The following is a 13,797-nucleotide window of genomic DNA, read 5'->3' as shown; positions in this document are numbered from 1 at the left end:
GACGATCGCGGTTGAATGAGTAGCCGGACCGCAAGTGGCATGAAGGGGCGGACTAGGGTACCTGTGAGGCAGTCGGAGCCTGAAACTCCGGCGCTCTCGCTCCTACTCGCTGGGCTCACTGAGGCGTTCTCGTCGCGTTTGGACCTAAACCAACATGAGGGACTTTGAGCTAGCCAACGCTCCGGCTTGGCTTCAGTAGCTTTTTGCCCGCACGACCAAACTGAATGACTTTGGGACGTTAACAGCGCACGACAAAGCGCACAAGACTGGCTGTATCTATGTGTCCTTATGGCTCGAACCCAAACTTTCCGTCTCTTAGTAGTTAGTCCAAAGGATTTCTGTAAAGAAGTAACTCGAACGTTATGTGCTAGCAGCACGTTAATCTAGCCGTTTAGCTGGATTAACGTGCTGCCGGAGAGGAATCCGAATGACGAACTCAGTTCCTTCACCAGAGATTGAGAAGCACTCCAATTTGCCGCCATGTTTCTCTGTGATGATTTGGTAGCTGATGGACATCCCCATTCCTGTGCCTTTCCCAAGCGGTTTAGTCGTAAAGAAGGGATTAAATATTTGTTGTTGAACCTCTTTAGGAATACCGACTCCGTTATCGGCAATCCCTACTTCCACCCATTCTGCATTCACAATCAACGTGCGAATTGTAATTTGATTGGGATGATCCTTAATCGTCTGATCGGTGCGCTTAGTATGACTCTCTTCGATCGCATCAATCGAATTCACCAAGATATTCATAAATACTTGGTTCAGCTGTCCAGGATAGCACTCGACGAGCGGTAGTACAGAGTAGTCTTTGACCAGCACAATCTCTGGTCGCTCGGATGTAGCTTTGAGGCGGTGTTGCAGAATCATCAGGGTGCTATCAATCCCTTCGTGAATATCAACCGCTTTGAATTCAGCTTCAGCCATGCGGGAGAAGTTTCGCAACGAGAGGACAATCTGACGAATGCGATCGGTTCCCAGTTTCATAGAAGCCAGCATCTTTGGTAGATCTTCCTGTAAAAACTCGAGATCGATCGCTTCAGCAATCGATTGAATTTCAGGGGAAGGGTTAGAATCATGCTGCTGCAGCACCTGCACAAACTCTAGTAGATTCTCGGTGTATTCCTGCACATGGGCGAGATTCCCATGAATGAAGTTAACTGGATTATTAATTTCGTGGGCAATTCCGGCAACAAGCTGTCCTAAACTCGACATTTTTTCGCTTTGAATCACTTGCGATTGAGTGCGCTGTAATTCCTTTAATGTATTTTTGAGTTCGGCTGTGCGCTCTTCCACCCGGTCTTCCAATTCCTCTTTGCTGTTCTCTAAGGCAGCAAACGAGCCGCGCACTTGCCCTGCCATATGATTGAAGGAATTGGACAGTGTGTTGAGTTCTCGAATACTGCTTGTTTCTACCGTCTGATCTAAATTGCCAGATGCTATTGACTCACTTGCCCAGTTGAGGCGAAGAATTGGACGCGCAATCCAACGAGATGTAAGGACACCCATGAGAGAAGCAATCACCAATGCGCCGAAACAAAGTGCGATTGTGGTGTATGTATTGGCATTAATTTGCGCCATAAATGTGTTTTCTGGCACACTCACTACAACCAGCCAATCTAAGCCATATTCGTCGCGCCAGGGTACAACATTAATGAAATTCCTTTCTCCCTGCACCTCAAGCTGAAAGTCTGTACTTCGGGTGATGGACTGAAGCTTGTTAGAGGTAAGGAGATGTTTGGCGATCGCCTGGATAGTTAAATTCGGGCTGTCGAGCGCCCGCAAGCGCTGTGTTTTCTCGTCAATGAGCACGAAGGGCTTCTCTGTACTCGAATTGGCGATCAGGACACCATCCCGCTCTACAATAAACACTTCCCCAGATTGGCTGATATCCAAATTGCGTAAGAAATCGCTAAGTTTCAGCAGGTGGATATCGACTGCGATCATTCCCAGCAGGCGATTTTGCGAATCATAGATCGGGCGACTGGCAGAGGCAGCAATGTAGGGTCCCGTTGGAAGATTTGAAGTAGTAACCTTTGCCCAAATCGGTTTACCAGCAGCAATGGGTTCGGTATACCAAGGTTCAGTGAGATTATCCCAATCCCACGTAGCGTTAACCCGAGTGCGATTGCCTTGTACATCCGTAGCGTAGTTAGTATTGATTTTAGACGGCTCAGTCGTCCAATCATCAATAGTGATAGTTTTGCCGTCGTAACTAGCAGCTGCGATTCCCCCACCTGTGGCTAAACCAATACCAATGTATGTTACGTCGTACGCCTGAATTTGATCCCAGAGGTATTTGCCCACTGTTTCACGATCGCCTACCTCTAAAATTCCCCGGCGGATAGCATCTGCATTAATTTGGTTAAGGGTTTGAGGAATTTCAAGATAGGACTTCAGGTGTTCATCCACAACATCGCTAGTGCGGGCCATCAACTGTTCTGCCAAGTCATTGACTGCTCTCTGTCCATTCTTAAAGGACAAGTAGCCGACTAAACTAACGGCTCCAAGAATTTGAAGAATGAAGGGAACAATAAGAACAATTTGTAATGGAAACGCGCTCACCTTGCGAGGCTGATGAATTTTCATTGTAGGGAAAACGACACTAATCCTCATACAGGATTCCCATGATGCCCACGTAGCTAACTTTCGATGAGCTTTGCTTCAAGCAGTGCACTATTTGATGAACAGATTGAGCAAGTTGCTGTGAAAGCGTTGGGGCGATTACTCAAAGGGTGCACGCTAAAAACTCCAAAGCAGCGGACCGAAAACGCGAGTTTAGTTTCTGGCGTCTGAACGCTGCGGGTGCTCATTGATAAACGTGGCTAATGATTAGCTTGTGCTACCGGTGCTGAACTAGCTGTCAACTGGCACGATACCTAAAAGCCTTGTACAGGAGCAGTTTTACTTTTTAAGCCGCTTGCCCATCTTGTCTAAGCAACTATACAAGTGGATAAACTAAGAGGCTCAAAAGACTATAAAGGCGTCTTTGTCAGTTTTGAGGAAGCCTGGTTTTTGAAGCACTGGACTAATTTTGGACTAAACACTTTTTATGTGACAGTCAAAGCATGCGGTTCTTGTACCAGTTAAGTAAGCCGAGGGCACTGCTTCATCTATCAGTTAATCTAATGTATGGAGTAGCAGCTGATCGTAAGCAGTGTTTTCAAGCCTGGTTTGGCGATGAGGAACAACAGACTGTGCAACAGTGGCAGGCGCTCTAGCGCTGACTGCGAAGCACGCTGCTCGAGGTTCAAGCTAATTGCATGGGCACGGTTGTAGTGGCTACCGATCTTTTGAGTCGGGGCACCCCAACCCAAGTGATCCGGCTGCTTACTCAACTGGTAGCGACCGAAAGACAGCGGCTACAGAGTGTCTACTGCTGCTTCGATAGCTGCTTGTGCTGCTGGAGGCACATTCGAGAAAAAGTCATAGCCAGTTAACCCTTCAACCGTGTCCACTGACTGCCTGAAGTCACGCCATGCGCGATTGCGGATGCCTTGCTCATTCGGCATGACGACAGCAATGGTACGTGTCTGCTGAGTGACCCCCTGCAACTTTAACCTTGGCTTGTCTAAGACCAGCACCACTTTCCAGGTGGCGGCAGGCACTACCACTTTGCCGTTCGCGAGCGTCGTCAGCGCTCCTTTTTCACCCGTACCACCAAAACCAGTGCCACCCGCCACGATGTAGAGTTCCTTGCCTTGCTTTACGAGTTCCCGACAGTACGTCTCAAATTGAACCCACGGTCCCCGATTGTTGTCTGGTGCTTGCGGCAGGATGTTTGTCATCAAGAACGTGGCGGCATTGGCTGCAACACTGACCCCCCGGTCTTCCGACGATAGTAGATGACCGCGGTCAAAACCGCTGTTCGTGTAGTTGGCTGGTGTCACACGGTACCAACGAGAGGGCAGGGCAGGATCGGGACGAAAGTTATTTTGTCGTGGTGCATCGCCCAGCCAGGCAGCATTCAGTTGCCAGCTGACCCAATTCGGCAGACCACGCTCTCGGTTATAGGAGAGGGCATACTCGGGCTTGAGCATCAGGTAGTTGCTGGCATTAGTGTTGACTAGAGTTGCCTGACTAGGGTTGCCCAGCAGTAGATGCACACTGCCGTAGTTAAGGTCAGCGAGCGCTAGTACCCCAAAGCAGCCTATCAGCGCGAGCACCAGGGCTCCCAAGAGTGTGTTGAGCACTTTTCTACCTTGCCATAGCAACTTGCTCATGCTGAGTGATACTCCTTCTTCCGCTTCAGTCAAGCCATCCCACTATAGACGCTGAGTCCTGCCTTGCTGCAAAGAGTTATACGGACGAGCGGCTTGGCGCGATCACTGGCAGCCAGTGTTTCAAAACCCGTCTCGCAATCAAAGTCTTAAAACCGAGTGCCAGAGATGCGTTTTGCTACAAAACGTCAGGATGCCTTCACTAAGGAACTTCGCGAGTCAGTCGGTGATCGCTGGTGAGACAGTCCTGCAGGTGGGTTGGACAAGAGTGCTGCCCTGTAAAGCTTTAGTCTTACTTTGTTTCGATAGCCACCGTTTTTGAGACACTCCCAACTGGGGGATGCGCCTATTCCTGCCACTCTCTTTGAGTTATACCATTACGATTCGACCCTCCTCTTCTGCTATAACTTCACAACAAGCAGCACCTGCTTCACAAAATGAAGAGAAGGAAGAGATCGAGAGACAACCGGGATAAGTTTGATGTACTGTCAGCTTTGTGGGTTCTGACCTGCAATGACCCCATCTCAATCATGACCTACAGAGGCATTAAACATCGGTTGAATCTACCTAATGATTACGATATAGAAAGCCTTGTGGAAGAGCGAGGTGAGTTGTTTCGACCCAAAGTGCCTAACGAGCGCTTGAATGAATGGAAAACAGCAATGCAAGCGAAAATTACTCAGCGCCCAGCTTGGATTCGTGATTTAGGTGATGAAACATTGCAGTTGCGAGCAGTCGCAGCATTGTCAGTTGATGATGTCTTTCGTAGTCAGTTCCGTATTCATAAAGAGAGAAATCGAGCGGAAGAAGATGTCCCTGCTTCTAAACTTGAACTTATTGATTGGGGTCTACAACATATTGAGAGATTACGAAACGCAGATCTTGAAGCTCGTGAAGAGGCAATAAAAAGATGGCAACTCTGGTCCGTCATACTCCTAAGCGTGATCAATATTGTTGTAACGCTGCTGAAGAAGTAACCTTCTAGTAGGCGGATCAAATCGCTTAGGCTAGAACCACTCCTCGACTATATTTCGGAAATTACCACCTAGATGCGTGCTGATGTTCGTATCATTGTTAGCTAATAGCAGCCTTTGTTTTTGACACACTTTTAACTAGCTCATCCTTCAGGCTGTAAAATTAATCTTCGTTTAATGAACATAGTCTACCGACCAAGTGATGAGGTTCCAAGGCAGACTGCGATGCAGCAAACGCTGAACAACCGCTGCGTGTCTGCCAAGGTTTCATAGTTACAACGTGTTGGGAAGAAGGAACTGCCTTTTGAGTGCTGCCACACTGGTGTTTGCCAGAATGCGATGACCGGCTGTTGTGGGGTGAATGCTATCCCAAAACAAAAACTGGTCAGGCTTGCTACAGGGACCGGAGCCCGACAGACAGGCATTCGTTACCTGAGTCAAGCCAAACTTTGCTGGATCAGTCATGGCTTGCTGATAAAGTAAGTTGGCATCAAATGTCACTAGCTGGAGCGCCTGATACTGCTGTTGTAAGACCTTGAGTGCTCGCCGCAAACCAGCATTATGAGCCTGAGTCAAAGTACTCAGGGCACTAGCATTTGAGCCGTTCCGCGTTGCGGGTAACTGACCTAAATCAGGTAAATTAGCGACCAAAAGTTTAGTCGCCCCGATGCGAGCTAGAGACTCAATGGCGTTTGTGATGTTTGCGACCGGCAGAGCCGTATCAGTCCCGCCTTGCAAATAGTCATTGGCGCCAGCCCAAAGAATATATAAGGTATCAGGATGAGGACTGGTGTAGGTTTGCGTAAAAGTCTGCACCTGCGAGAGTAGACCTGGCACTAAACCACCGTCATTGCCGCCAGTCGTCGCTCCACCACAGGCAAAGTTGTTTATGCGTTTCACAGCAAATTGCTCTGCTAGATACTCGACCCAAACCCGTCCATTGGAGTAGCGTCCCTGAAAATAAGGTGGATGAGAGGGATAGAGACCACCAGTCGCTCGAAACACAGTACCTGTATCCGACAAGCTATCCCCAAACACATAAAGTTCAGCGAGCGGATGCGTTTGTTTCGCTGAAAAGACAACTGCAGTCATAAGCGTCAGAAGAAAAAGAACAATGACAACAGCCAGTTTTTTCATGACCAAGGAGAGCAAAAACGCAATTTGCCCCTTAAAAAACTTCTCCAGAAGGAGATTTTGTTAGCTCAAAATGCTTATAGCACAGTAGCTAGAAAGCTCTAAAACAATGCTGTTACTAAGCTTTTACTTTTTCATTCTAATCAAGCTTTAACAACTAGTTATTTAATTCAAGCGTAGAATAATTTGTATAGCTCTTTCTTAGCGATTAAATCGAGTATGGGTCATATTCCCCGCCGCTCTGCGGCGAAACGTCAAGCTTGCAATCCGACTCCTTGAGGTTGGGAGTAAATCTGCTTCCACACCCCGTCTGCAAGCAGACGGGGTTCTTGATTTTTTCGGCGTATTTCTTTCCTCGAAGTTTCTCACTCTCTGAGGCAAGGGCTACTAAATGTTTGTACACCTGGTTTTGATTCATACGTGAACCATCTTTCCGACCCCATTTGTTTGTAGCCACGGTGAAATCGAACCATTGCTTGGAAATTACAAACTGCCCCTTATTTTTTCGACCGACCCCAAGACTTGCGACACTACCAGAAGACAACAATCTTTCTAGCTTCCGCTTGATGGTCTTCTCACTCTTCTTGAGTTCGATAACCGCATTCTCGATCGCCTCTCTCGTTTTCCTTTTATCAGGAGCCTGTCAAATGGCATCGAGAAAATCAATTTCTCTCTGAAGTTCAGGAGTAGTTTCATTGAGTAAAAGATAATCCGCTTGATCATCCTTAACTGGAAGAACCTCAGGAGCTTCTACATCTTTAAACGAATTTGTATCTGAAATCACAGACAAATCAACCGTAGTATGCATATCCTTAGCTTCGACAAAGAACAAGGACATCATTCACCTTAAAGAATTTTTAGGAAAAAGACATCATTCACTTTAATTCTTGAAAAAGAATAAAAAATTAAGGAAAGAGCCTGCAAAGCCCTTTTTGCAGGCTCTTTCCTTCCATTGGGTTTTGGACAAATTCGCTTTGAAGGTTGGACAATATCACTTTAATGGACAGTTTGGCTGTTAAAGATTTGCTTGTGCTGTTTGATGGGGTTCGCCGCGATGTTGACAGTGAAGCGAATGCAGGTGCTTTTCCATTCAAATGCCTCTCACCTTTGCAGAAAAACAGTACCACAGAATTTCCCGCACTATTACTTTGCTAAATGCGCCAGATCATGACTTAATGTCAGCGCGATCGTTCACAGCTAAGTGCATAAGACCTAAACATACAAAAAATCTGGCGTTACTTAATCGTATGACGAAAAAGGAGCGCCAGATTTTTTAGAACGTAAAGCTAGAGCACAAAGCTACAAGCGTTCAACTAGTTAAAGCTGAGATAGTCTTTAGCAACCCAGCCGCCACCAGAAAGCTGTGCCCATGTGTAGCCGTTAGCAAATTGCTCTGCACCTGTTAAGGCCACCCGTTGCCCATAGCCACGGCTGCTAATAACATAACCACCTGGAGCATTGCGTACTAGCAGACCACTGCCAGCATTTACGTAAGCACCACTACCGATGGGGACAGTCGTACCACCATTGTTACCGCTGGTGCTTAAATATGCACTGGCAACCCAACCACCACTAGAAAGCTGAGACCAGTTGCGACCTGCTGCATATTGCCGTGCGCCAGTCAGACCGACACGCGCCCCATAGCCAAGACTGCTAATCTGGTAGCCAGCGGGGCTATTACGAACAATCAACCCGCTGCCAGCAGTCACATACGCACCACCAGACACAGGTACAGGACCACCATTGCTACCGCCAGGACCAAGAGTTGCAACCAAACCCAGAGCACTTAGAGTTGCTGGTCCTGCAATACCATCAACAGCCAAACCTCTATTAGCTTGGAATGTTCTCACAGCTGAAAGCGTTTGCGGTCCAAAAATACCATCACGAGAAACTCCAAGCGCTGACTGAAGGGAAGAAACTCCCGAACCCCGCTGCCCGTAGTAGATAGCAGCTTCTGCCTGATCAGCGTGAGATAGAGTTGCGGCTACAATCCCCGCAGCAACGAAACCCATTGCCAGAGAGGTCGACGCTTTTAAGTCAATATTTTCAAACGCTACGATCGTCGGATCAGGAGTTGGATCTTCGTGAGCAATAGCAGCATGAAGGAAGGCTAATGTTTCCATATGGGCACCTGTAAAACAGACGGTAAGAGGGACAAACTACTTAATAAATGGTGTTGCAATAAGAGTGTGACTGCCATACCACTTGAGGCAAGGGATGCAGCACTGACGCAGTTAGCCGTCACGCAACTAGCCATACATTAGAACGTTCACCTGAAGAAATTCAACCCTTTCAAAATCGAACGGTCGAATACTGCTCAATTGCGTCATCAAAAAGCAGCTATGCTTTTGCTCCGTCAGATCTTAGTCAAGCTAATTTGAATCAGAGAACGGAATTGTATATGTCCCTGATGGAATAATATCAGAGAAAGCAGTGGTAGTAAAGTCTAGAAACTGAGCTAGGTGCAACAAATTAAACTAGTGTCTAAGCGTTCATAAAGAGTGAGCGATTCTCATTGCTAGTGGCTACTTATAGTTCGATAAAGCAGCAGGAAGCTCATTTGTAATCACTCATGCGGCTGATTGACAGACGCTACTGGGATACAGAAGGATCAATCAATAACGCTACATTTAGCTCAATAATCATCAGTAAGGGTGAGGAAAACAATAAAGGATTCTGTTAAGTTATGCGTTATTTTTTAATATAGCGTAAGCTGTAATTGCAACAGAGTAGTGAAGAGTGAAGACTATTCGCGCTTAGAAAGCTTTTAGCTTCGTTTCTCAGGCAGTGCTTCATTGTGTGTGCCACTCTTAAATAACATAATGTGTCTCCAGCTACCAGGAGTTTCTGCAAACTTGGTTCAACAGACTAGCTTATGCGTGCTGTTTATCCTCTTAAGTGGCGATCGCGCTCCAACTCTTTAGCAATTATTTAGAAAGCGATCGCTTAGAAATTGAGATAAATCTCTTGCTGCTGTTGATCCCGACTGATAGTAAATACAGCACTACTAGGGCGGCGACTAAGAAATGTTTCTAGGTCTTCAAGCCGAGACAGGGGTTGGCGATCGATCGCAACCAGTCGATCGCCTGCACTTAAACCAGCATTCTCGGCTGGAGAATCAGGCTCGACTAATTGAATAACTAGCGATTGCTCATTAATTAATGCTCCTAACCGCTTGGTAATAGGTGCCTTCGGCGGCAGGCTAGCCCCGGTTGGTGGCTCGATCGGTAGATCGAAACCAAAGCTTATAGGTGCTTGGGGCATAGCGTCTTGCTCAGGAAACCCAGATTGTTGCGCGATCGCCGTTGCTGTCTGGCGATTTTGCTCGACAAAGGCTTGCGCGATCGTCGTTGCGGTTGCAAACCCAATACCGACATTCTCACCTGTTTCTGAGAGCCAAATCGCCTTATTTACACCAATCATTTCACCCTGTTGATTGAGCAACGGTCCACCCGAATTCCCCGGATGCAACAGGATAGACGATTGCAGATCGCCGTTCTCATTAGTGCCTTTCAGCGTTCCCAGCGTAATCACGCCCGTGCGTCCTAGCGGGCTGCCGATCGCGCAAACAGCTTGCCCTGCCTGAAAGGTTGATGCTTTGGCAAAGCGAATTTCTGGCAATGGCTCTCTAGCATCTAGCTGTACTAATGCCAGGTCATTAGCTGGATCGGTAGCAATCACCTGTCCCTTGAACAAGCTACCGTTCCATCCTCGTGCTCTTATTTGCCCGTCGCCTGCCGCTTGAACAACATGATAGTTCGTCAGCACTAACCCCTGGGGGCTGACGATGCTACCAGACCCAAACTCGGTGCTGGCGTAGAGAGTTACTACGGCAGGACGGACTGTTTGACAAACACTGGCGCTAGCTGCTTGGGTGTGCCCTTGCTCAGTCTTGCTAGCCGCATCCGGCTGCAACAGCGGAAAAGGCTCCCTTGAGGGCATACATGAAACAGCGGTACAGGCTAACACCAGCAACGCCCCTGCCCATAGCCAGCGGTTGAGTTTCATAGCGTTAACGTTCAGAAGACTCAAACTTAGAGATGCCTGCTACCCCTGCTTACTATAGCAATCCACTTCAATTTATAAACGCCACTCTTACAGGCGCGGTTATAAACTAAAGCCGTAAGTTACTGGAGGGGCAGCTACCGCTTTAAGGCTCACACTAACTGTTGGCAGAACCTCATTACGAGTCTATGTAGTCCCCCAGAGTCCGATCGCAAACCTTAGCAATAGTCATACGTCTGCGCTAAAAATAGACTTGCACATTGGCAGTCTGCTGCTTATGACGAATGGTTAAGACGGCAGTGCTTGGCTGACGGTTGAGAAACGCTTGTAGTTGCGTTAAACCAGTTAACTCAGTGCCGTTGACTGCAACCAGACGATCGCCCGGTTGTAAACCACCTAACGCGGCTGGTGAACCAGACTCTACTTGCTGTATCAGCATTTGGGCATCTACGTTTACTCCTAGCTTACTTACAGCACCCACAGACGCTTGCGATACTCCTGCCTGACCGTTTTTTGCCTGTGAAGTGCCTATAGGCGCAGGTACAGTGACAGGTAGTGACACGATCGAGGGCGTTGGTGCGGGTTGCTTCGTCACCGTACCAGCCGTAGGGCGAAGATGTTTAGCAATGAAGGTTTGTGCCGTTTGCACACTCGTTGCATAGCTAACACCAGTGTTTTCACCACGATTGGATACCCAGATTGCCTTATTCACGCCGACTAAATCACCCTGAGCGTTGAGTAAGGGTCCACCCGAATTGCCGTAGGTCAGACGCACAGCAGATTGCAGATCACCATTCGCCATTACAGTGGTGAAAGCGCCTCGACTGAGTACGCCTGTGCGACCCGATGGGCTTCCGATCGCGCAAACAGCTTGCCCTGGTTGAAGCTTGGTGCTGGCTAAGGGCACAGTTGACAGTGCGGTTTGTACTGGAATTTGCACTAGCGCCAAGTCATTACGGGTGTCACTAGCGATCGCTCGCCCGATGTGTCGCTGCCCATCCGCTAACTTGACGTAAATTTTGACCTTACTAGGATTGCTAACCGCTTCTTTCACAACATGATGAGCTGTCAGAATGGTGCCATCCCCCGCCACAATGCTGCCAGCACCAATTTCAGTACCAGAGTAAAGCGTAACCACTGCATTCGCCGCTTGCTGACAACTGCGGGATCGATCAGCAGGTGTTGCTGATGCATCTACAGTCGTCTGAGCGATCGTTGGTGCGGGAGCACCATGGGCTGGAACACTTTGAAGCAGCACACAAGACACAGAACAAAGCAGCAAAGACGTAAATTTCATGATGATGGTTAGGTCAAGGATGAAGAGACGCACAACCGATGGCGTTACCATAGCGTTCCAAGATGCGAACACGATCACTCGGAGTGCAGAATTACTTAACTAAAAAATTTCAACCAGTAGAGCCTGCTAAAAGCGTACCTGCACCCTGGCTAGCTGCTGACCACGAGCGATTGTAAAGCTGGCGCTATCAGGCTGGCGGTCGAGAAAAGACTGCAACGTGTTGAAGCCCCAGAGGCGTTGACCGTTTACGGCAATCAAACGATCGCCTGATCGCAAGCCACTCATTGCTGCTGCTGAGCCAGATTGAACTTGTTGTACAACTAAATTTCGGACATCGATCGTCATGCCCAAACGCTTACTATTACTATTTGCTGGTGACCTTAGCGTGTCTACCCCAGCAGGAAAGGGGTTTATAGCAGACGGAGCAGTAGGAACTATCCATGCCCCTTCATTGACTCTTGGTGCTGGTACAATCGAGCGTTGCCCATTCAGCGCAAGGTGAGCATTACCTGTAGCCGGAGTTTGCAGAGTGGATGCACCCAGTAAGGTTCTTACTGCCTGCACGCTAGTAGCAAAACTGATGCCAGTATTTTTGCCCGTTGGCGACTCCAAAATTGCCCTGTTTACCCCAATCATCTTGCCCTGAGGATTCAACAATGGTCCGCCCGAATTACCGGGATACAGTCGAATCTTTGCCTGCAAGTCACCGTTTCCTCTCACCAGGCTAAGAGTGCCTTCACTTAAAACCCCAGGACGACCATAGGGGCTGCCGATCGCGCAAACCTCTTGACCAGGCTGAATACCGCTTACATCTGCCAACTGAACGGTCGGGAACCGTGCCTGTGTATCCAGTTGAATCAGCGCCAGATCATTGCGAACATCAACTTTAACTACCCGTCCCTGGTATTGCTCGCCACCAGCTGTTTGAGCCATGATCGGTTGCCCGCCTGCTCGATCGCTCACAACGTGGTTGCTTGTAATAATCAGGCCTTGTGGACTAACAATGCTGCCAGAGCCAGTTTCGTTGCCTGCATACACTGTAACAACGGCTGGGCTAATCGTTTGGCAGTTGCGATACGTCTCTGGCGCAACGCTAGCCTCAGGCGTAAATCGAATTGCTGTTAACTGATTAACGGCTCGAAGAGGAGCCGCTAAAGATGCGGTGACACCGACGAACCAAACGGAGGATGCAAGTAGAAGCAGGTATTTGAACTTCATAGGTTGAACGTCGTAGATTGAGTGGTAGAGATGCCAGACGGGTGAAGCGAACAGGTGAAAATTTGCCAAACGTTCCCTACCTGATTGCGCGGTCAAGCAACCCAGGTAAGATGGCGTAACGGATTAGTGCTTGCAGAACAAAGAATTGATGGGTACTTCAAGACCCCATGCGGAGCGCTTTGAACCTACCCATGGGGGTACTACCACCTTTCGCAGGTGCGAACTAGCGTCCGGATGCTTTTGGCAGACGTACGATCGCACCAGTAGCGCAAGCGGCAGAGCTCAGCATTGAAGAGCAGAAAAAGTTGCTAGCAGGGATTTTCAAGCTAAGAGGTCTACTTCCTTTCGCTGTAAACTAAGGACGCTCAAGCGCAACAGTCGCAGTCGTAACAACCTCAGGCACAACTGCGTAGAATGAAAACAGCGATCGCCCGGAGCGTGTGTGAGCAGAGCCATCAACCAGCAAGCAAGAATTCAATACTCTGTACATCCACCCAGCCGTTTCCTTGTTAGCCATCAAGCTAAACTGCTGCCTGACTGGTCCTGCCCAGCACGATCAATGCTCATTGTGCTACAGCCGTGCAACTGCGATCTGCTAGAACGAACGCTGATCACTGAGGCACAGAAACGTGAGCTGCGTCGGCAGTTTTTTCAGTTTGGTTATGCGATCGCTGCCCAAATCAAGCGACTGGGCTACACGGTTGCCATCTTTGATCCCCGTACTGGGTTACCGCTTTTGTCTCGCCCTGGCGCACTTCGATTAGATGATGTGGCGATCGTCCGAGCCGCCCTGGGCTATCAAAGCATTCATAGCCACGGCTGCGCTGTTGTCATCCATCCTCTCTGGGGTGGAGCCGTCTACCCGTCTACGCTCGTCTCTTCTATCGAACCAGTGTTGCTAGAGCAAATTCTTACACGTATTGAGACAGGTTGAGAAGCGCTGAGGGGCAGT

The 13,797-nt window shown here is 48.5% G+C and carries 10 protein-coding genes; 2 read left to right on the top strand and 8 right to left on the bottom strand.

What is annotated here, in order from left to right; translation table 11 throughout:
• Window positions 1–378: 378 nt before the first annotated feature.
• Window positions 379–2,586 carry an ATP-binding protein gene (locus H6F86_RS23300; protein ID WP_190451787.1) on the bottom strand — a complete coding sequence of 736 codons (2,208 nt, stop codon included), beginning with the start codon at window positions 2,584–2,586 and terminating at the stop codon, window positions 379–381.
• A 773-nt stretch (window positions 2,587–3,359) separates the two neighbouring features.
• Window positions 3,360–4,220 carry a DNA/RNA non-specific endonuclease gene (locus H6F86_RS23295; protein WP_190451781.1) on the bottom strand — a complete coding sequence of 287 codons (861 nt, stop codon included), beginning with the start codon at window positions 4,218–4,220 and terminating at the stop codon, window positions 3,360–3,362.
• Between the two features lie 527 nt (window positions 4,221–4,747).
• Between H6F86_RS23295 and H6F86_RS23290 the strand changes: the two genes are divergently transcribed.
• Window positions 4,748–5,194, top strand: a complete 447-nt coding sequence (locus H6F86_RS23290; protein WP_190451780.1) for a hypothetical protein — start codon at window positions 4,748–4,750, stop codon at window positions 5,192–5,194.
• Between the two features lie 270 nt (window positions 5,195–5,464).
• Here H6F86_RS23290 and H6F86_RS23285 read toward each other — a convergent pair whose 3' ends face one another.
• From H6F86_RS23285 to H6F86_RS23260, 6 genes are all read right to left on the bottom strand, one after another.
• Window positions 5,465–6,283: an SGNH/GDSL hydrolase family protein gene (locus H6F86_RS23285; RefSeq protein WP_242033654.1), complete on the bottom strand. Its 819-nt coding sequence runs from the start codon at window positions 6,281–6,283 to the stop codon at window positions 5,465–5,467.
• A gap of 685 nt (window positions 6,284–6,968) precedes the next feature.
• A complete protein-coding gene (locus tag H6F86_RS23280; protein ID WP_190451775.1) occupies window positions 6,969–7,166 on the bottom strand; it encodes a hypothetical protein in 198 nt (65 codons plus the stop codon).
• Window positions 7,167–7,638: 472 nt separating this feature from the next.
• Window positions 7,639–8,448, bottom strand: coding sequence for a peptidoglycan-binding protein (locus tag H6F86_RS23275; protein ID WP_190451773.1), 810 nt, complete (start codon window positions 8,446–8,448; stop codon window positions 7,639–7,641).
• Window positions 8,449–9,271: 823 nt separating this feature from the next.
• Window positions 9,272–10,333 (bottom strand): trypsin-like peptidase domain-containing protein, encoded by a 1,062-nt coding sequence (locus H6F86_RS23270; protein ID WP_190451763.1) that lies wholly within the window; start codon window positions 10,331–10,333, stop codon window positions 9,272–9,274.
• A gap of 238 nt (window positions 10,334–10,571) precedes the next feature.
• Window positions 10,572–11,678, bottom strand: a complete 1,107-nt coding sequence (locus H6F86_RS23265) for a trypsin-like peptidase domain-containing protein (protein WP_190451761.1) — start codon at window positions 11,676–11,678, stop codon at window positions 10,572–10,574.
• A gap of 75 nt (window positions 11,679–11,753) precedes the next feature.
• The gene (locus H6F86_RS23260; protein ID WP_206756082.1) at window positions 11,754–12,914 is read right to left on the bottom strand and encodes a trypsin-like peptidase domain-containing protein; all 1,161 of its coding nucleotides are present in this window, start codon (window positions 12,912–12,914) and stop codon (window positions 11,754–11,756) included.
• Between the two features lie 373 nt (window positions 12,915–13,287).
• Here H6F86_RS23260 and H6F86_RS23255 point away from each other — a divergent pair, with 373 nt between their 5' ends.
• Window positions 13,288–13,779: a methylmalonic aciduria and homocystinuria type D protein gene (locus H6F86_RS23255; RefSeq protein WP_199305448.1), complete on the top strand. Its 492-nt coding sequence runs from the start codon at window positions 13,288–13,290 to the stop codon at window positions 13,777–13,779.
• Window positions 13,780–13,797 lie beyond the last annotated feature (18 nt).

This window comes from Phormidium sp. FACHB-592 (assembly GCF_014695795.1).
In the GTDB taxonomy this organism is placed as follows: domain Bacteria; phylum Cyanobacteriota; class Cyanobacteriia; order Leptolyngbyales; family Leptolyngbyaceae; genus Stenomitos.
This window is presented reverse-complemented; position numbering and strand designations above follow the sequence as displayed.